Origin of the sequence: Thiomonas sp. FB-6 (genome assembly GCF_000377645.1) — a bacterium.
GTDB lineage: Bacteria > Pseudomonadota > Gammaproteobacteria > Burkholderiales > Burkholderiaceae_C > Thiomonas_A.
Genome location: NZ_KB898504.1, coordinates 16738 through 36593 on the forward strand (window position 1 = coordinate 16738; position 19856 = coordinate 36593).

Consider the following 19856-nt stretch of genomic DNA (forward strand, 5'->3'; position numbering starts at 1 on the left):
TGGGCGGGCGCGGGGCTCAGGACTTGCGCGCGGGCGCCTTGTCGGACTTGGCCGCTCCCGGCTTCCACACCTGGCCGATGGACACCGCCTGCAGGCGGCGGCGCCGGCCGTACCAGAGGTTGACCAGTCCGCGTGAGAAGAACACCGCCGAGAACATCGAGGTGAGGATGCCCAGCACGTGCACGATGGCGAAGCCGCGCACCGCGCCGGAGCCGAACACCAGCAGCGCCAGGCCGGCGATCAGCGTGGTCACGTTGGAGTCCAGAATGGTGGCCCAGGCGCGCGCGTAGCCGGTGGCGATCGCCGCCTGCGCGCCCGCGCCGTTGCGCAGCTCCTCGCGGATGCGCTCGTTGATCAGCACGTTGGAGTCGATGGCCATGCCCAGCGCCAGGGCCATGGCGGCGATACCGGGCAGGGTCAGCGTGGCCTGCAGCATCGACAGCAGCGCCACCAGCAGCATCAGGTTCACCGCCAGCGCGATCGACGAGACCGCGCCGAACAGCAGGTAGTACACGCACATGAAGCCCACGATGGCCAGGAAGCCCCAGGTCACCGAATGGAAGCCCTGGGCGATGTTCTGGCGCCCCAGGCTGGGGCCGATGGTGCGTTCCTCGATGATCTGCATCGGCGCGGCCAGCGCGCCCGCGCGCAGCAGCAGCGCGATGTCATTGGCCTCCGGCACGGTCATGCTGCCGGAGATCTGCACGCGTCCGCCGTCGATCTCGCTGCGCACCACCGGGGCGGTCACCACCTGCGCCTGGTGGCGGTCGATCAGCACCATGGCGATGCGCTTGCCCACGTTGGCGCGGGTCAGGTCGGCAAAGATGCGCGAGCCGCGCGAGTCCAGGGTCAGGAACACCGCCGGCTGGTTGGTCTGCGGGTCGAAGCCGGGCTGGGCATCGGTCAGTTCCTGGCCGGTGAGCAGCACGTCGGACTTGACCATCAGAGGGTTGCCGGAGCGGTCGTAGAGCTTCTGGTCGCCCTCGGGGGTCGAGCCCTTGCCGGCCAGCGCGCCGAGCGCGGCCGGGCTGTCGTCCACCATGCGCACTTCCAGCGAGGCGGTGCGCCCGAGGATGTCCTTCGCACGGGCCGTGTCCTGGATGCCGGGAAGCTCGACCACCACGCGGTCCTTGCCCTGCTGCTGGATCACCGGCTCGGCCACGCCGAGTTCGTTGATCCGGTTGTGCAGCGTGGTGATGTTCTGCTTGATCGCGTAGTCCTCGGTCTGCTGGATGGCCGCCGGGCTCAGGCGCAGCGCGATGGTTCCGGCAGCCGCATCGGCGTCGATCAGCGCGTTGCCCGCGTTGGCGCGCACCACCGGCAGCGCGGCCTGGAACATTTCCGGGTCGTGGAACTGCATCTGCACCGCGTCACCCACGCGCTTGAGTTCGCTGTAGCGCACGTCCTTGTCGCGCAGCGAGGACTTGAGCTCGCCGGCGATCGAGTCCAGCTTCTTCTGCAGCGCCGCCTGCATGTCCACCTGCAGCAGGAAGTGCACGCCGCCGCGCAGGTCCAGGCCCAGATACATGGGGTGGGCGTGCAGCGCGGTCAGCCAGGCCGGCGAGCGGCTCAGCAGGTTGACGGCGACGATGTACGACGGCGACTGCGGGTTGGTGTTCAGCGCGTGCGCCAGCACTTCGCGCGCGCGCAACTGCACGTCGGTACCGGAGAAACTGTAGTTCAGCGTGGCGCCGCTGATGGTTGCCTGGTCGGGGTGAATGCCGGCCTGGGCCAGCGCGGCGTCACCGCGCTGCAGCAGCGCCTGGTCGGGCTGGTCGTGTCCGGCGTGGGCCGAGGTGATCTGCACGGCCGGGGCCTCGCCGAACAGGTTCGGCAGCGCATACACGAAGCCAACCACCAGGACGGCGGCCATCACGAGGTACTTCCACAGCGGGTAACGGTTCATGGCGGGGGACCGGCGCCGCGGCAGGGCCGCGGCGCGCGCTGGTCGGGTGTGGCGCGGCGTCGGGCCGCGCGCGGATCAGGATTCGAACTTCAGCGTGCCCTTGGGCAGCACGGTGCTGATCGCCGAGCGTTGCACCTGCACCTCGACCTTGCTGGCCACTTCCAGGCTCAGGTAGTTGTCGCCCATGCGGGTGACGCGTCCCACCAGTCCGCCGCTGGTGACGACCTCGTCGCCCTTGGCCAGTGCGGCGATCATCGCGCGGGCTTCCTTCTGGCGCTTCATCTGCGGGCGGATCATGACCAGCCACAGGATGACGAACATCACCACCAGCGGCAGCACGTTCAACAGGGTGGATTCGGCTCCGCCCTGCGGGGCGGCGGCGGCGGCGTGAGCCGTGGAAATCAGTTGGATCGACATGGCGTACTCGGGGGTTCGTCGTGACGGCGCGATCCGCGCGGCGCGCTGCTGCATGCGCCGCGCGGATCGCGCGAAAACCCGATTGTCGCAAATTCGGGGACCGGGGCCTTCGCATGCCCCGGCCGCGGGCGGCGCGCGGAGGCTAGCCGGTGATGAACGCCAGGGGCGCGGCGGTGGTCGTGTAGGTCCTCGGCGGGCCCCCGAGTTCGCCCAGGGTGGTCGACGATCGCGCCGTGGTCGGGGTCGGGCCGCCCTGGCGGACGCGCAGGCGCCAGATCGCCGATCCCACCGGGTCCATGGCGTAGGCGACCTTGCCTCCGGCGCTCACCAGCAGGCGTGTGAAGTCCGCCTGCTGGTAGGGGCCGAGCACCTGCCGGGACAGGGAGGTCAGGACCGGCGCGTCCGTGTGCGGTTTCGGGTCGTACAGGGAGTACTCGAAGATCGATTCCGTGTTGTCGGAGGACACGGCCAGGTACAGGCTTCCTGTATGGCGGTTGACCGCCACCGCGCCCGGCTCCCAGCGCAGCTGGCCGTTGCGGGCATGGATGGTGTGCAGGGTCCGTTGCTGCCAGTCGTTCCACCCCGAGTCCGGCTGATCGGAGTGCATGGCCAGCACCTCGTCGCTGGACCGGGCCACGAGGATCAGGTCGCGGCAATCCGCGTCGCAGGCCATGGCGACCGTGCCGGTCTTGCCGAAGGGCTGGACCTCCCGGCCCAGCTCCAGCGCGGTGCTTTGGCGCTGGGGTTCCGTCGCGCCCTGGGGTACCGCGCTCGGGTTGCCGCGCGCGGCCTTCACCCGGAAGGCCTCGACCCGTCCGTCGGCGTCGGCCACGTAGAGCATCTTGCCCGAGGGCGAGACCAGCAGGCGCTCCGGCAACGCGCCGGGACGCCCGTGGGCGACCTGCTTCGGATTCTGGCCGGCCGGGGGCAGCGCGGCGTCCTCGGTCAGGGTGCTGACGAGGCCGTAGCTCTGCAGCCGCCCGTCCGCCTCGTTCACGGCGTAGGCTCCCACCTGGTACAGGCCGCGATAGGCGATGAACAGCAGCCTGGACGCCTCATCCGTGGCCATGGCCACCGGCTGGGCGCCGGCGGGCAGCGCCATGCTCGAGTCCAGGCTCAGCGAGCCGTCGGTGTGCACGCGCAGGATCTGGATGCCGGTGGCGCTGGCCACGTACAGCCAGCGCCGGGACGGCGACAGCGCCATCGCCGTGGACGAGGTGTCGGCCTGGGTCGTGAGTGCGCCTTGCTGGGAGAGATCGCCGTTGCCCAGCACGGCCCAGACGTCGATGGCCCCGCCCGTCAGCAAGGAATACGCCACTTGCGTGGGCATACAGTTCACCTTCACCTCGGTCGGCGGGTCCCCCGCGGGCGACAGGGTGAAGCGCGGTGAGTCGACGCTGCAGCGGAAATTCGCGGGCTGCTCGACGATGCTCAGATCCTGCGTGCTGCCGGCCGGGAAACGCCGGTCCGCGGTGAAGGAGCCCGGTCCGCTCGCCAGCGTTCCGCGCCAGTCGCCGATGCCCAGCGTGACCGATTCCCCGGCAGGAAGGCCGCGCACCACGAAGCGCAGCGCCTGCAGGGCCGCGGGCGCCGGCCGTGGCGAGGCGACCTGCCGCAGCCGCGGCGGGCTCGCCGCTTCGGGGCGTGGCCGGGTCTTCAGAGGTTGCACCGGCGCGGGCCGTGCATGCGGTGCCGGCACGATTCGAACCGGGGCCTGGGCCGCCCGCGGGGCGGGCCCGGCCGGCGGCGGGGCCGGCCGCGCCGCGGCGGGCGCGGTGGCCGCCACCGACGTTGGGGAGGGTGAGGAGGCCGCAGCCGCCGCAGATGCTTTCGGGGCCGCGCCGCCACCGCCGCCGCCGCAGGCACTGAGGGCGCTGGCGCAGCCCAGGGCGAGCAGGGCCGTGCAGGCGAAGCGGGCGGTGCGGGCGAGGCCGCGGGAGGGGCCGCGCGGGCCGGACGAGGAAGATCGGGAAGGTGTCATCTCGGGGAGGGCCCGCGCAGGATGCGCGGACCGTGCAGTCCCCCCGGAGGTTTATGGCTTGTCGAGCCGGGCCGCCAGGAAGGTCGCGCGGCGCCGGTCTCGCGGACAACCATAGGCAGACTGGAACGCCGGCGAAAGGGCCATCACGCCCGAATCACCGCGGGCTGCGTTCGCGCTCATGCCGGGCCCGCGCCCGGCGGGCTCACCAGGGCGGCAGCACGCTGTCGCGAAGCTCCTGCCGCACCCTGCGCCAGTCCGGGAAGACCTCGGCCACGGTGGCCCAGAAGCGCGGGCCGTGGTTCATCTCGCGCAGATGCGAGACCTCGTGCGCGACCACGTAGTCGACGATGTGCGGCGCGAAGTGCAGCAGGCGCCAGTGCAGGCGCAGCCGCCCGTCGGCGCCGGCGCTGCCCCAGCGCGTGCGCGCCGAGCTCAGGCCCACCGCGGTCACGCGCACCCCCAGGCGCTGCGCGAACTCGTGCGCGCGCCGGGTGAACAGCTCCAGTGCGCGCTCCCGCATCCACGCCTGCGTGGCCGCGCGCAGCGTCTCGGTGGCGCAGTCCGGCTCCAGCGGCAGCAGCAGCGTGCCCTGCGCCTCGTCCAGGCGCGCGGCGCGCTGCGCGCGCCCGGCCAGGCGCAGGCGCAGTTCGCCGCCCAGGTAGGGCAGTGCGGCTCCATCCGCCCAGTCGACGCGCAGGCAGCGCTGTTCCCGCAGGCGCTGCTCGCGCAGTTGCAACTGCTGCAGCACCCAGCCGGCCTTGTCGGCCAGCACCTGTTCGATCTGCCCGAGGCTGACCCAACGCGGCGCGCTGACCCGCACCGCCGCCTCGTCGATGCGGATGCCGATGGACTTGCGCGAGGCGCGGCGCAGTTCGTAGGTGAAGCTGTGCGCCCCGTGCACGAAGCGCCGCTGCGCGCGCCCGGCCGCCGGGGCGGCCGGCTCGAACAGGCCGAAAAGCTCGAACTGCTGCGCGACGGAATTCGTGGCTGCGGGCATCGGTCGGGAGCGCCTCGGGCCGTCAGGGGCGCGGCGCCGGCGCGTAGGCCTCGGGATCGAGGCGGCGCATTTCCGCTTCGATCCACTCCTGCAGGCGCGCGTTGATCTGCGCCGGCTCCAGCCCACGCGGGTCGATGGGCTCGCCGATCGACACCTCGATCAGGCCGGGGCGCTTGACGAAGGCCTGGCGCGGCCAGCAGCGCGCCGAGGTGACCGCGATCGGCACCACCGGAGCTCCGGTGACCTGGGAGAGCCTGGCGCCGCCGAGCTTGTACTGGCCCTGCTTTCCGCGCGGGGTTCGCGTTCCCTCGGGGAACATGACGATCCAGTAGCCCGCATCCAGCAGTTGCGATCCCTGCCCCTGCATGCGGCCCAGCGCCTGTGCCCCGCGCTTGCGGTCGATGTGCACCATGTCCAGGCGCCCCAGGGCCCAGCCGAAGAAGGGCACCCGCAGCAGCTCGCGCTTGAACACGTAGCTCAGCGGGCGCGGCAGCAGTAGCGGCAGGGCCAGGGTCTCCCAGGCCGACTGGTGCTTGACCAGCACCACCGCCGGGCCCCGCGGCAGCCTGTCCAGCCCCTGCACGCGCCAGCGGATGCCGCACAGCACGCGCGCGCCCCACAGTGCCAGCCAGGGCCAGCCCACGCAGAAGCGGTACAAGGGGCGCCCGCGCAGCACCAGCGACAGCAGCAGCGCGGCCACCGCGTAAGGCACCACGGTGAGGATCAGCCACGCCATGTACAGCGTGGAGCGCAGCCACGATGCGAGGGTTCGCATGTCCGGTCCCGCCGGTTCAGGAGCCCGCCGGCTGGCCGAGCAGCCAGTCCGCGAAGGCGGCGAGGTCGGCGTGCACCCGCGTGCCTTCGGGCAGCGGCTTGTCGCCGGCGAGCTCGCGCTCGCCCTTGCCGGTACGCACCAGGTGCAGCGCGCAGCCCAGCTGCTGGGCCGCCTGCAGGTCGCGCAGCGAATCTCCCACCGCCGGCACCCCGTGGAGATCGGCGAGCCCGAAACGCGCGGCGATGTCGCGGAACAGGCCGGGGCGAGGCTTGCGGCACTCGCAGTGGTCGTCGGGCGAGTGCGGGCAGAAGAAGATCGCGTCCAGGCGCCCGCCCGCGGCGCTCGCCGCCTTTTGCATCTTCAGGTGGATGGCGTTGAGGGTGCTCGTGTCGAACAGCCCCCGTCCCAGCCCGGACTGGTTGGTGGCCACCAGCACGCGCCAGCCTTCTCGGTGCAGGCGCGCGATGGCCTCGATGCTGCCGGGCACCGGCACCCATTCCTCCGGCGACTTCACATAGTCGTCGCGGTCCTCGTTGATCACGCCGTCGCGATCGAGGATCAGCAGTTTCATTCTTTCCCTCCCCGGGACGCGGGCTTCGGCCCGCCCTCAGCCCGCCAGGCAGGCCAGGTCCGCGACCTGGCGCATCGCGTGCTGCAATTGTTCCAGCAGCGCCAGGCGGTTGGCCCGCAGCGCCGCGTCCTCCACGTTGACCATCACGTCGTCGAAAAAGGCGTCCACCGGGGCCTTCAGCGCGGCCAGGCAGCGCAGCGCCTCCGTATGGTCGCCGCGGGCCTGCGCGGCGCCGGCCTGCGGCCGCAGTTCGCGCAGCACCCGCTCCAGCGCCTGCTCGGCCGGCTCGCGCAGCAGCGCGGGGTCCAGCGCCGGGCCGCCGGAGGCAGGGGACTTCTTCAGGATGTTGGCCACGCGCTTGTTGGCGGCGGCCAGCGCCTGCGCCTCGGGCAGCGCCGCGAAGGCGCGCACCGCGTCCAGGCGAGCGACCACGTCGCCCAGCCATTGCGGACGCAGTCCGAGCACCGCGTCCACCTCGCGCGCGCCGTAGCCCTGTTCGCGCAGCAGGTTGGCCATGCGTTCGTCGATGAAGTCCCGCAGCGCCGCCGAGGGGTCCTGGAAGGCCTCGACCCCGGAGAAGGCCTCGGCGGCCAGGCGCAGCAGCTCGTCCAGCGGCCACTCGCGCGATTCGCGCGCACGCTCCATCAGCATGCGCACGACGCCCAGCGCGTGACGGCGCAGCGCGAAGGGGTCCTTGTCGCCGCTGGGGCGCTCGCCGATGCCCCACAGGCCGCACAGGGTCTCCAGCTTGTCGGCCAGGGCCAGGCACAGCCCGGCGGCGCCGCGCGGCAGCGCATCGCCCGCGAAACGCGGCCGGTAATGGTCCTCGATGGCCTCGGCCACCTGCTGCTCCAGTCCGTCGTGCAGCGCGTAGTAGCGCCCCATGATGCCCTGCAGCTCGGGGAACTCCCCCACCATCTCGGTCAGCAGGTCGGCCTTGGCCAGCGCGGCCGCCTGGCGCACCGCGGGCACCAGCGCCGGGTCGAGGCGCTGCGCCAGCGCGGTGGCGATGTGGCCCACGCGCCGCGCCCGCTCGGCCTGGCTTCCCAGGCGTGCGTGGTAGACCACGCGCTGCAGGCCCTCCACGCGCTGCTCCAGGCTCTTCTTGCGGTCCTGGTCGTAGAAGAAACGGGCATCCGCCAGGCGCGGACGCACCACGCGCTCGTTGCCCTCGATCACCGCCGAGGGATCCTGCGGGTCGATGTTGCTCACCACCAGGAAGCGGTTGCTCAGGCGGCCCTGGCCGTCGAGCAGCGGAAAGTACTTCTGGTTGGCCTTCATGGTCAGGATCAGGCATTCCTGCGGCACTTCCAGGTACTCGGGGTCGAAGCGGCAGGCCAGTACGCGGGGCTTCTCCACCAGCGCGCAGACCTCGTCGAGCAACGCCTCGTCGTGCAGCGGACGCAGGCCGCCGCCGATCTCCCGCGCCGCCTGTTCCAGCTGGGTGGCGATCGCCTCGCGGCGGCGCTCGAAGCCGGCGATCACCGCGCCCTGTTCGAGCAACTGGTGCTCGTAGTCGTCCGCATGCGCGAGCTCGACGAATTCGGAGCGCGCCTCGAAACGGTGTCCGCGGGTGCGGCGGCCGGCCTGCAGCCCCAGCGCCTGCACCGGCACGAGATCGGCACCGTGCAGCGCGACCAGGCCGTGGGCCGGGCGCACGAAGCGCACCGTGCTCCAGCCGTCGCCCAGCTGGTAGCTCATCAGTTTGGGAATGGGCAGCTCGGCCAGCGTGCCCTCCAGCGCGCGCTGCAGGCCCTCGGGCAGCGCGGCTCCGGGCGCCACGGTGTCGATGTACAGGGTGCTCGCCTTGCCTTCGCCCTCGGTGACCACGCGCGAGGCGGCGGACTCGTCCAGGCCCAGCGCGGCGAGCTTCTTGCGCAGCGCGGCGCTGGGCTGGCCGGCGGCGTCCAGGCCCACCGAGGCCGGCATCAGCTTGACGTGTAGCGCGCGGTCCGGCGCCTTCGGCAGGACGGCGCCGATGTGCGCGCCCAGGCGCCGCGGGCTGGCGAAGGCGGTGGTGGCGGAGGACTCGAGCAGCAGGCCCTGCGCACGCAGCGCCTCGCTCAGGCCGGAGGCGAAGGCCCGGCCCAGGTGGGGCAAGGCCTTCGGCGGGAGTTCCTCGACGAACAGTTCGACTAGCAGGTTGGCGGCGGTCATGGGAGCGGATTCGTGAACAGATGCCGGCGCGCCCCGCGCGTCGTGCGCGGGCGGCGGGCGCAACGCTTCAGGCGGCCTTCTTCTGCGCCAGTTCGGCGGCGCATTGCTCGGCCCACTCGCGCGGCGCCAGCGGGAAGCCCAGACGCGCGCGGCTGTCCAGGTATTCCTGCGCCACGCCGCGGGCCAGGTTGCGGATGCGCCCGATGTAGGCGGCGCGCTCGGTCACCGAGATCGCGCCGCGCGCATCCAGCAGGTTGAAGGAGTGCGCGCACTTGAGCACCTGCTCGTAGGCCGGCAGCGCCAGGCGCTGCTGCATCAGCTCGCGCGCCTGGCGCTCGTGCGCGCCGAAGGCCTGCTGCAGGAAGGCGGCGTCGCTGTGCTCGAAGTTGTAGGCGCTCTGCTCGACCTCGTTCTGGTGGAACACGTCGCCGTAGCGCAGCTCGCGCGTCTCGCCGGCCACGGAGCTGCGGGTCCACAGCAGGTCATAGACGCTCTGCACCCCCTGCAGGTACATCGCCAGGCGCTCCAGCCCGTAGGTGATCTCGCCCGTGATCGGCTTGCAGTCGATGCCGCCGACCTGCTGGAAATAGGTGAACTGGGTCACCTCCATGCCGTTGAGCCACACCTCCCAGCCCAGGCCCCAGGCCCCCAGCGTGGGGTTCTCCCAGTCGTCCTCGACGAAACGGATGTCGTTGCGGCTCAGGTCCAGGCCGAGCGCGCGCAGGCTGCCCAGGTACAGGTCCAGGATGTTCGCCGGTGCCGGCTTGAGCACCACCTGGAACTGGTAATAGTGCTGCAGGCGGTTCGGGTTGTCGCCGTAGCGCCCGTCCTTGGGACGCCGGCTGGGCTGCACGTAGGCCGCGTTCCAGGGCTCCGGGCCGATGGAGCGCAGGAAGGTCGCGGTGTGGCTGGTGCCGGCGCCGACCTCCATGTCGTAGGGTTGCAGCAAGGCGCAGCCCTGTTCGGCCCAGTAGTTCTGCAGTTGAAGAATGATTTGCTGGAAGGTGAGCATGACGAGTGGAGCTGGCAGGGCCCGGCGCGGGCGCGCCGCCCCGCGCCGGAGGCGCGGCGGGCAGGGTCAGTCGCGGATTGTAGGCAGCGCGCGCGCCGCGGCCGCCCCGAGCGCCAGCGCGAGCAGGCCCAGCAGCACCACGGGGGCGTAGCCCAGGCGTGAGGCCAGCCAGGCGTAGGGCGTGACGCCGGCGGCCGGCTGCACGCTGCCCAGCAGCACGCCGGCCGTGTAGGGTGCCAGTTGCCCGGTGACCCGCCCGCCGGCGTCGATGATCGCCGTGACACCCGTGTTGGTCGCGCGGATGCTCGGCAGCTGGAACTCCAGGGAGCGCATGCGCGCGATCTGCAAATGCTGGGGCAAGGCGATGGTGTCGCCGAACCAGGCCAGGTTGGTGAGGTTGGCGATCACGTTCGGAGCCTGCGACGGCGAGGCGAAGCGTTGGGCGAGCTGCTCGCCGAACAGATCCTCGTAGCAGATGGTGGGCGCGACGCGCCGGCCCTGCACCGTGAAGGAGGGCTGGTCGAGCGTGCCGCGGGCGAAGTCGCCCAGCGGCATGTTCATCAGGCGCACGAACCAGTGAAAGCCGTAGGGAATGAATTCGCCGAAGGGCACCAGGTGCGCCTTGTCGTAGCGGTAGGGCCGTGCTCCGCCCAGCCCGATCACGCTGTTGGTGTAGGCGTCGGCGCCGCGGGTCAGCGGGATGCCCACCAGCGCGTGCGTACCCGCGGAGCGCAGCGTGCTCTGCAACTGCTCCAGGTAGTGGGGGGGCAGATCCTCGGGCAGCACCGGCAGCGCGGTCTCCGGCGTGACGATGAGATCGGCGCGCAGGCGCTCCAGCCAGCCGCCGTACAGATGCAGGGTCGGAGCCAGGCTCTCGGGGCGGAACTTTTCGCTTTGCGCCACGTCGCCCTGCAGCAGGGCCACGCGCAACGGCGCGCCGTCGGCATGGGTCCAGCGCAGCTGGCCCACGCGCGCCGCGCCCAGCGCCATGGCCAGCAGCAAGGCCACCGCCACCGCCGTGCCGCGCAGGCTGAGCTGGCTGGCCAGCGCCAGCAAGGCGGCCACCAGCACCGTGAGGAAGCCCACGCCGTAGCCGCCCAGCAGCGGCGCGACGCCGGCCAGCGGGCCGCCGACCTGGCTGTAGCCCAGCGCCAGCCACGGGAAGCCGGTGAACACCGTGCCGCGCAACACCTCGGCCAGGGTCCAGGCCCCCGCCAGCGCCAGCGCGGCCCCCAGGCCGCGCGCCAGGGGCCAGGCGCCGCGCCCGGCTGGCGGCGCCAGCGCCGCCGCCAGCGCGCAGGCCAGCGCCGGGTACAGCGCCAGGTACAGGCTGAACAGCAGCACCGCGGCGCCGGCCAGCAGGGCCGGCATGCCGCCGTACACCGCCATGCTGATGTACAGCCACCAGATGCCGGTGGCGAACCAGCCCAGGCCGAAGCCCAGGCCCAGCAGCGCGCCGCGCCGCGCGCGCGCGCCCGCCTGTTGCAGGGGCGTGCCCCATAGCAGGGCGGCGAAGGCGGCCAGCGCCACCACCGCCAGGCCGGCCGCGTGTTCGCGGCCGAAGCTCAGCGCCAGAAGCCCGCCCAACGGCGGCGCCAGCCAGTGCGGCCGCGCCAGCGCACGCGCCAGCAGCGAGGCGCGGGGCGCGGATTTCGCGGTGACCGATTCAGGCATCGCCTCTTCCTCCACCCTGTGCATAGGGGTCGCCGATGCCCAGCCCGGCGAGGATCTCGCGTTCGGCCTGCTCCATGCGCAGGGCCTGCGCCTCGCGCAGGTGGTCCCAGCCGAGCGCGTGCAGCACGCCGTGCACCACCAGGTGAGCGTAGTGCGAGGCGAGGGTCTTGCCCTGCGCGGCCGCCTCTTCGGCGACCACGCTGTCGCACAGCACGATGTCGGCCATCGGCGGCCAGGACTGGTAGGCGAAGGTCAGCACGTTGGTGGCGTAGTCGCGGCGCCGGAATTCGCGGTTCAGCCGGCGGCCCTCGTCAGCCGCCACGAAGCGCAGGGTGATGCAGGCCGGCCCCTGGAGCTCCTGGGGCCCTTGCGGGGCTTGCCGCGCACGCCGGCTGTCGGGCCCGCGGCGCAGCGCCGCGCGTACCCAGCGCGCCAGCAGGTGGCGGGGCAGCTGCGCGCGATGCTCGCGGCTGGCGAATTGCACCGACAGCTCCAGCACGGGGGCAGGGGCGGGGCCTGGGGCGCCGCTGCCGCGGGAGGCCCGCTGGACGGCGGCGCTCACGGCGCGGCGCGCGCCCGGCGGGCGCGGGCGGGGGCGGAGCCCGCGGCGGCCTCGCCGGCCTGCGCGCGCTCGTAGGCCTCGACGATGCGTGCCACCAGCGGGTGACGCACCACGTCGGTGCTGGTGAATTCGGTCAGGGCCACGCCTCGCACGCCCCGCAGGATCTGCGTGGCCTGCGACAGGCCGCTGGGCACGCCGCGGGGCAGGTCGATCTGACTCAGATCGCCGGTGATCACCGCGCGCGAGCCGAAGCCGATGCGCGTGAGGAACATCTTCATCTGTTCCGCGGTGGTGTTCTGCGCCTCGTCCAGGATGATGAAGGCCTTGTTCAAGGTGCGCCCGCGCATGAAGGCCAGCGGCGCGATCTCGATGGTGCCGCGCTCGAACAGGCGCTGCGTGCTCTCGAAGCCGAGCAGGTCGTACAGCGCGTCGTACAGGGGGCGCAGGTAGGGGTCGATCTTCTGGGCCAGGTCCCCCGGCAGGAAGCCCAGGCGTTCGCCGGCCTCCACGGCCGGACGCGTGAGTACCAGCCGGTCCACCACGTTGCGTTCGAGCGCGTCCACCGCGCAGGCCACCGCGAGGAAGGTCTTGCCGGTGCCGGCCGGCCCCAGCCCGAAGCACAGGTCGTGGCCCAGGATGTTGCGGATGTATTCGCTCTGGCGCGTGGTGCGCCCGTGCAGGCCGGCGCGCCGGGTGTGCAGCACCGGCTCGCCGGGCTCCGCACCCAGCTTGGGTTCCTGGCCCTGGGCCGCCTGCGTGAGCTCGAGCTGGATGTCGTCCACGCTCAGCGGATCGCCGGCGCGCAGCCACAGCGCCTGCAGCAGCGCCTGCGCCGAGCGGGCGCGCGCGCCCTCGATGGAGAATTCGTGGTCCCGGTGGCGGATCGCCACGTCGAAGGCGATCTCGATCTGGCGCAGGTTTTCGTCCACCGGGCCGCAGAGGTGGCCGAGGCGGACGTTGTCGGGAGGAGCGAAGCGTTGTTTGACGATCAAGATGGAGTGGGTGTGCGCAAAGCCGGCCGCGGAGCTGGATGCTGATACAGTTTTGGTGAATTGTGCGCCAAGCCGGCTGCGCGCGGAGCCGGCCGAGTCGTATCACGGCGATTCCTTGCGGGGCCGCGGCGCGCCCCGCGGGCCCCTCGCGCCGGGGCTGGAGCGCCACGGTCCGCCTCGACCAACGCTTGGTTTCTTCGCCGAACGCGCGAATTGTGTAATCTAGGAACCATCTACCACCTCCAGATATTCAGTTATGTGTCTGGTCGGGCAACCCCATGTCTAGCAAGCCGCGCTGTACCCTGATCGTGGATCACCTGGCCGAGTCGCGCGTCACGATGGCGCGGCTGCTGGCGCAGGTGCAACCGTCGCTGCCGGTATGCGAAGCCGGAACCCTGGCACAGGCGGAGAGCCTGGTGCGCTCGCGCAGCGTCGAGCTGGCGCTGATCGACTTCACGCTGCCCGACGGCAGCGCGCTGGACGCCCTGCGTCTGCTGCATGCGGCGCAACCCGAGGCGCGCGCCGTCATCATCACGCTGTGGGACGACGACGAACACGTATTTCCCGCCTTGCAGGCCGGGGCCTTCGGCTATGTCCTGAAGAACCGCCCGGAGATCGAGCTGGTGGCGCAGTTGCGGCGCATCCGCGACGGCGAGCCGCCGCTGAGTTCCTCGGTGGCCCGGCGCATGCTGAAACATTTCGCGGCCTTCAGCGAGCACTATCCCGAGCCCGCGGCCCCGGCGGCTCCGCCGCCGGGCCTGGTGCCGGTGCAGCCGCTGCGCCCGGGCATGGTGGAAGAGCCCGAGGTGGCGCTGACCGAGCGCGAGACCGAGGTGCTGCAGCGCGTGGGCAAGGGTTACACCCTGCCGGAAATCGCGCAGCAGCTGGCGCTGTCGCGCCATACCGTGGCCGACTACGTGAAACAGATCTACCGCAAGCTCGACATCTCCTCGCGCGCCGAAGCCGCGCTCGAGGCGGCCCGCCGCGGGCTGGTGCGCTGAAGGCGCGCGCGAGGCCCGGCATGGCGCACGGCGAGCCCACTCCCCAGCAGGGCGAAAGCCCCTGGGTGTTTCCCAGCGATTTCCCGCTCAAGATCATGGGGCGCAACGTCGACGGCTTCGCCGACGCCGTCGCCCAGGTCGTGCTGCGCCACGCGCCGGACTTCCAGCCGGCCACCATGGAGCTGCGCGCTTCCAGCGGCCGCAACTATCTCAGCTGCACCTGCACCGTGCGCGCGGTCAGCCGTGAGCAGCTCGACGCGCTGTACCGGGAGCTCACCGCGCACCCTCTGGTGCGGGTCGTACTCTGAGGGGCTTTGAGACCCCTTGACAGGGTCAGCCCTTGGCGGCACAATCTCGCCTCTTCGTCGCGCAGGCTTCAACGCGCGGCGGGTGCGGCAGGAAGGTCCGCCACACCCGGCGATGATGATTCGAAGTTCGAACGACATCGGGGTGTTGACGAATCGAAAATGCTGTGCAAGAATATCGTTCTTCGCTGCTTCGCGCAGCACCGCTTCGAAAGAAGCTCGATCATTAACAAGAAGCAGCCGATAAGTGTGGGCGTTTGGCTTTTCGGGAATTCAAGAGAAAAGTTTGAACGCTCAACGCTAGAGTACGGAGAAATCCGTGATTCTTGATTGAGTGAACTGATGGATTGAACTGTAGAGTTTGATCCTGGCTCAGATTGAACGCTAGCGGCATGCCTTACACATGCAAGTCGAACGGCAGCGCGGGGGCAACCCTGGCGGCGAGTGGCGAACGGGTGAGTAATGCATCGGAACGTGCCCAACGATGGGGGATAACTGCGCGAAAGCGTTGCTAATACCGCATACGACCTACGGGTGAAAGCAGGGGACCGCAAGGCCTTGCGTCGATGGAGCGGCCGATGTCGGATTAGCTAGTTGGTGAGGTAAAGGCTCACCAAGGCGACGATCCGTAGCTGGTCTGAGAGGACGACCAGCCACACTGGGACTGAGACACGGCCCAGACTCCTACGGGAGGCAGCAGTGGGGAATCTTGGACAATGGGCGCAAGCCTGATCCAGCAATGCCGCGTGTGGGAAGAAGGCCTTCGGGTTGTAAACCACTTTTGGCAGGAAAGAAATCGTCCGTGCTAATACCATGGATGGATGACGGTACCTGCAGAATAAGCACCGGCTAACTACGTGCCAGCAGCCGCGGTAATACGTAGGGTGCGAGCGTTAATCGGAATTACTGGGCGTAAAGCGTGCGCAGGCGGTTGGGAAAGATCGATGTGAAATCCCCGGGCTTAACCTGGGAATGGCATGGATGACTATCCGACTGGAGTACGGTAGAGGGGAGTGGAATTCCGCGTGTAGCAGTGAAATGCGTAGATATGCGGAGGAACACCGATGGCGAAGGCAGCTCCCTGGACCTGTACTGACGCTCATGCACGAAAGCGTGGGGAGCAAACAGGATTAGATACCCTGGTAGTCCACGCCCTAAACGATGTCAACTGGTTGTTGGACGGGCAACTGTTCAGTAACGAAGCTAACGCGTGAAGTTGACCGCCTGGGGAGTACGGCCGCAAGGTTAAAACTCAAAGGAATTGACGGGGACCCGCACAAGCGGTGGATGATGTGGTTTAATTCGATGCAACGCGAAAAACCTTACCTACCCTTGACATGTCTGGAATCCCGAAGAGATTTGGGAGTGCTCGAAAGAGAGCCGGAACACAGGTGCTGCATGGCTGTCGTCAGCTCGTGTCGTGAGATGTTGGGTTAAGTCCCGCAACGAGCGCAACCCTTGCCATTAGTTGCTACGAAAGGGCACTCTAATGGGACTGCCGGTGACAAACCGGAGGAAGGTGGGGATGACGTCAAGTCATCATGGCCCTTATGGGTAGGGCTACACACGTCATACAATGGACGGTACAGAGGGCTGCCAACCCGCGAGGGGGAGCCAATCCCAGAAAACCGTTCGTAGTCCGGATTGCAGTCTGCAACTCGACTGCATGAAGTCGGAATCGCTAGTAATCGCGGATCAGCTTGCCGCGGTGAATACGTTCCCGGGTCTTGTACACACCGCCCGTCACACCATGGGAGTGGGGTTTACCAGAAGTCATTAGCCTAACCGCAAGGAGGGCGATGACCACGGTAGGCTTCATGACTGGGGTGAAGTCGTAACAAGGTAGCCGTATCGGAAGGTGCGGCTGGATCACCTCCTTTCTGGAAACTCTCGCAAGGGTCAAGCGCCCACGCTTATCGGCTAGGCAGCCTGTGTAGTCGTGCAAGGAAAACTTGCAAGGTTGACGTGTGGCCAGCTGGCCGCAGCCGAGGACGGTCCTGGGTCTGTAGCTCAGCTGGTTAGAGCACCGTCTTGATAAGGCGGGGGTCGTTGGTTCGAGCCCAACCAGACCCACCAGGAGCGGGACGAGAGAGAGAACACGCTGGGGGTGTAGCTCAGCTGGGAGAGCACCTGCTTTGCAAGCAGGGGGTCATCGGTTCGATCCCGTTCACCTCCACCAGTCACCTCGACGACACAAGAAGGCATGATCAAAGGCGAGCACACGCGTGGGAACACGCGGGATGTGTGCTGGCCCTTGATCGTGTAGACGATCGGCTGTGCTCTTTAACAATTCGGAAGCTGACGACATGTTCTGATGAGGGACATGTTGTTGCGATTGCATCGAACTTCATCAACGAGAGCTTATGGCTTTGGTTGGGTCGGAAGGCCCAGGTCAAAGTTATAGGATCAAGCGACGAAGTGCATACGGTGGATGCCTTGGCGACTACAGGCGACGAAGGACGTGGAAGCCTGCGATAAGCTGCGGGGAGCTGGCAATCAAGCTTTGATCCGCAGATGTCCGAATGGGGAAACCCACCCGCAAGGGTATCCCGTGCTGAATACATAGGCACGGGAGGCGAACCGGGCGAACTGAAACATCTAAGTAACCCGAGGAATAGAAATCAACCGAGATTCCGAAAGTAGTGGCGAGCGAAATCGGATCAGCCTGCACGTTTTAGCATGGAAGACAGGGGAAGGCTCTGGAAAGGGCTGCCATAGTGGGTGATAGCCCCGTACCTGAAATCTTTCGTGTGGAACTAGGCGTGCGACAAGTAGGGCGGGACACGTGAAATCCTGTCTGAATATGGGGGGACCATCCTCCAAGGCTAAATACTCGTAGTCGACCGATAGTGAACAAGTACCGTGAGGGAAAGGTGAAAAGAACCCCGGGAGGGGAGTGAAATAGATCCTGAAACCGTATGCATACAAAAAGTCGGAGCCCGCAAGGGTGACGGCGTACCTTTTGTATAATGGGTCAGCGACTTACATTCAGTGGCGAGCTTAACCGCATAGGGAAGGCGTAGGGAAACCGAGTCCGAACAGGGCGTTCAGTCGCTGGGTGTAGACCCGAAACCGGATGATCTATCCATGGCCAGGATGAAGGCTGGGTAACACCAGCTGGAGGTCCGAACCGACTAGTGTTGCAAAATTAGCGGATGAGCTGTGGATAGGGGTGAAAGGCTAAACAAATCCGGAAATAGCTGGTTCTCCTCGAAAACTATTTAGGTAGTGCCTCGTGTATCACCTTCGGGGGTAGAGCACTGTTTTGGCTAGGGGGTCATGGCGACTTACCAAACCAAGGCAAACTCCGAATACCGAAGAGTGTCAGCACGGGAGACAGAGCACCGGGTGCTAACGTCCGGACTCAAGAGGGAAACAACCCAGACCGCCAGCTAAGGTCCCCAAATATGGCTAAGTGGGAAACGAAGTGGGAAGGCATTGACAGTCAGGAAGTTGGCTTAGAAGCAGCCATCCTTTAAAGAAAGCGTAATAGCTCACTGATCGAGTCGTCCTGCGCGGAAGATGTAACGGGGCTAAGCCATATACCGAAGCTGCGGATGTGACCTTTGGTCACGTGGTAGAGGAGCGTTCCGTAAGCCTGTGAAGGTGTCCTGAAAGGGGTGCTGGAGGTATCGGAAGTGCGAATGCTGACATGAGTAGCGTTAAAGGGGGTGAAAAGCCCCCTCGCCGTAAGCGCAAGGTTTCCTACGCAACGTTCATCGGCGTAGGGTGAGTCGGCCCCTAAGGCGAGGCAGAAATGCGTAGCTGATGGGAAACAGGTTAATATTCCTGTACCACTGTCGAGTGCGATGTGGGGACGGAGAAAGTTAGGTCAGCCGGGTGTTGGATGTCCCGGTTCAAGCATGTAGGCGTGCCCCTTAGGCAAATCCGGGGGGCTGAGCTGAGGTGTGACGACGAGGCGGCTTGCCGCTGAAGTGATTGATACTCTGCTTCCAAGAAAAGCCACTAAGCTTCAGCTCGACAGGACCGTACCGCAAACCGACACTGGTGCGCGAGATGAGTATTCTCAGGCGCTTGAGAGAACTCGGGAGAAGGAACTCGGCAAATTAGTACCGTAACTTCGGGATAAGGTACGCCCCTGGTATGTGGAGACCCTCGCGGTCGAAGCAGAAGGGGGCCGCAGTGAAAAGGTGGCTGCGACTGTTTATTAAAAACACAGCACTCTGCAAACACGAAAGTGGACGTATAGGGTGTGACGCCTGCCCGGTGCCGGAAGGTTAAGTGATGGGGTGCAAGCTCTTGATCGAAGCCCCGGTAAACGGCGGCCGTAACTATAACGGTCCTAAGGTAGCGAAATTCCTTGTCGGGTAAGTTCCGACCTGCACGAATGGCGTAACGATGGCCACACTGTCTCCTCCCGAGACTCAGCGAAGTTGAAATGTTTGTGATGATGCAATCTCCCCGCGGAAAGACGGAAAGACCCCATGAACCTTTACTGCAGCTTTGCATGGGACTTTGAACAGATCTGTGTAGGATAGGTGGGAGGCTTTGAAGCCGGGATGCTAGTTCCGGTGGAGCCAACCTTGAAATACCACCCTGGTGTGTTTGAGGTTCTAACCTTGGTCCTTGAATCAGGATCGGGGACAGTGCATGGTGGGCAGTTTGACTGGGGCGGTCTCCTCCTAAAGCGTAACGGAGGAGTTCGAAGGTACGCTAGGTACGGTCGGAAATCGTGCTGATAGTGCAATGGCATAAGCGTGCTTAACTGCGAGACTGACAAGTCGAGCAGATGCGAAAGCAGGACATAGTGATCCGGTGGTTCTGTATGGAAGGGCCATCGCTCAACGGATAAAAGGTACTCTGGGGATAACAGGCTGATACCGCCCAAGAGTTCATATCGACGGCGGTGTTTGGCACCTCGATGTCGGCTCATCTCATCCTGGGGCTGTAGCCGGTCCCAAGGGTATGGCTGTTCGCCATTTAAAGAGGTACGTGAGCTGGGTTTAAAACGTCGTGAGACAGTTTTGTCCCTATCTTCCGTGGGCGCTGGAGGCTTGAGAGGGCCTGCTCCTAGTACGAGAGGACCGGAGTGGACGCACCCCTGGTGTACCGGTTGTCACGCCAGTGGCATCGCCGGGTAGCTATGTGCGGAAGAGATAACCGCTGAAAGCATCTAAGCGGGAAACTCGCCTCAAGATAAGGCCTCCCTGGGGACTCGATCCCCCTGAAGGGTCGTTGAAGACTACAACGTTGATAGGCTGGGTGTGGAAGCGCAGTAATGCGTTGAGCTAACCAGTACTAATTGCCCGTGCGGCTTGATCCTATAACCTTGATCTGGCTCGATACAATCGCAACACAGCGTCAGCTCCCGAATCCCGGTTGTAGGGATCCCCACGTGGCACAGACCACGAACCCTGCAACCCACCAGTTACGCCTGATGACCATAGCGAGGTGGAACCACTCCTTCCCATCCCGAACAGGACCGTGAAACGCCTCAGCGCCGATGATAGTGCGCATTCGCGTGTGAAAGTAGGACATCGTCAGG

General features: G+C 67.3%; 13 protein-coding genes, 2 tRNA genes and 3 rRNA genes. 7 read left to right on the top strand and 11 right to left on the bottom strand.

Annotated features, from left to right (window positions below; genetic code table 11):
- Positions 1–16: 16 nt before the first annotated feature.
- The 11 genes from secD to D466_RS0116900 form a co-directional block, all read right to left on the bottom strand.
- Complete coding sequence (gene secD, locus D466_RS0116850) at positions 17–1906, bottom strand: protein translocase subunit SecD (RefSeq protein WP_018914879.1); 1890 nt, start codon at positions 1904–1906, stop codon at positions 17–19.
- A 75-nt stretch (positions 1907–1981) separates the two neighbouring features.
- Complete coding sequence (gene yajC, locus D466_RS0116855) at positions 1982–2323, bottom strand: preprotein translocase subunit YajC (RefSeq protein WP_018914880.1); 342 nt, start codon at positions 2321–2323, stop codon at positions 1982–1984.
- A gap of 142 nt (positions 2324–2465) precedes the next feature.
- Entirely contained in the window at positions 2466–3992 is a 1527-nt protein-coding gene (locus D466_RS0116860; RefSeq protein WP_018914881.1) for a hypothetical protein, read from the bottom strand.
- 514 nt (positions 3993–4506) lie between these two features.
- Positions 4507–5301, bottom strand: coding sequence for a M48 family metallopeptidase (locus D466_RS0116865; protein WP_018914882.1), 795 nt, complete (start codon positions 5299–5301; stop codon positions 4507–4509).
- A 22-nt stretch (positions 5302–5323) separates the two neighbouring features.
- The gene (locus D466_RS0116870; RefSeq protein WP_018914883.1) at positions 5324–6076 is read right to left on the bottom strand and encodes a 1-acyl-sn-glycerol-3-phosphate acyltransferase; all 753 of its coding nucleotides are present in this window, start codon (positions 6074–6076) and stop codon (positions 5324–5326) included.
- A 16-nt stretch (positions 6077–6092) separates the two neighbouring features.
- Complete coding sequence (gene gmhB, locus D466_RS0116875; RefSeq protein WP_018914884.1) at positions 6093–6647, bottom strand: D-glycero-beta-D-manno-heptose 1,7-bisphosphate 7-phosphatase; 555 nt, start codon at positions 6645–6647, stop codon at positions 6093–6095.
- A 36-nt stretch (positions 6648–6683) separates the two neighbouring features.
- Entirely contained in the window at positions 6684–8804 is a 2121-nt protein-coding gene (glyS, locus tag D466_RS0116880; RefSeq protein ID WP_018914885.1) for a glycine--tRNA ligase subunit beta, read from the bottom strand.
- 67 nt (positions 8805–8871) lie between these two features.
- Positions 8872–9816 carry a glycine--tRNA ligase subunit alpha gene (glyQ, locus tag D466_RS0116885; RefSeq protein WP_018914886.1) on the bottom strand — a complete coding sequence of 315 codons (945 nt, stop codon included), beginning with the start codon at positions 9814–9816 and terminating at the stop codon, positions 8872–8874.
- 66 nt (positions 9817–9882) lie between these two features.
- Positions 9883–11490: an apolipoprotein N-acyltransferase gene (lnt, locus tag D466_RS0116890; protein ID WP_018914887.1), complete on the bottom strand. Its 1608-nt coding sequence runs from the start codon at positions 11488–11490 to the stop codon at positions 9883–9885.
- Positions 11483–11980, bottom strand: a complete 498-nt coding sequence (gene ybeY / locus D466_RS0116895; RefSeq protein ID WP_369759458.1) for an rRNA maturation RNase YbeY — start codon at positions 11978–11980, stop codon at positions 11483–11485. The genes lnt and ybeY overlap by 8 nt, the downstream gene beginning before the upstream one ends.
- 68 nt (positions 11981–12048) lie before the next feature.
- Positions 12049–13044 carry a PhoH family protein gene (locus D466_RS0116900; RefSeq protein ID WP_018914889.1) on the bottom strand — a complete coding sequence of 332 codons (996 nt, stop codon included), beginning with the start codon at positions 13042–13044 and terminating at the stop codon, positions 12049–12051.
- A gap of 278 nt (positions 13045–13322) precedes the next feature.
- Between D466_RS0116900 and D466_RS0116905 the strand changes: the two genes are divergently transcribed.
- The 7 genes from D466_RS0116905 to rrf form a co-directional block, all read left to right on the top strand.
- Positions 13323–14045 carry a response regulator transcription factor gene (locus tag D466_RS0116905; protein WP_018914890.1) on the top strand — a complete coding sequence of 241 codons (723 nt, stop codon included), beginning with the start codon at positions 13323–13325 and terminating at the stop codon, positions 14043–14045.
- A 20-nt stretch (positions 14046–14065) separates the two neighbouring features.
- Entirely contained in the window at positions 14066–14353 is a 288-nt protein-coding gene (locus tag D466_RS0116910) for a YbeD family protein (RefSeq protein ID WP_018914891.1), read from the top strand.
- Positions 14354–14699: 346 nt separating this feature from the next.
- A 16S ribosomal RNA gene (locus D466_RS0116915) occupies positions 14700–16230 on the top strand.
- Positions 16231–16349: 119 nt separating this feature from the next.
- Positions 16350–16426 (top strand) — tRNA-Ile (locus D466_RS0116920).
- Positions 16427–16453: 27 nt separating this feature from the next.
- A tRNA-Ala gene (locus D466_RS0116925) sits at positions 16454–16529 on the top strand.
- Positions 16530–16754: 225 nt separating this feature from the next.
- Positions 16755–19634 (top strand): 23S ribosomal RNA (locus D466_RS0116930).
- Between the two features lie 110 nt (positions 19635–19744).
- Positions 19745–19856: ribosomal RNA gene (rrf, locus tag D466_RS0116935) — 5S ribosomal RNA — on the top strand; the annotation flags it as partial.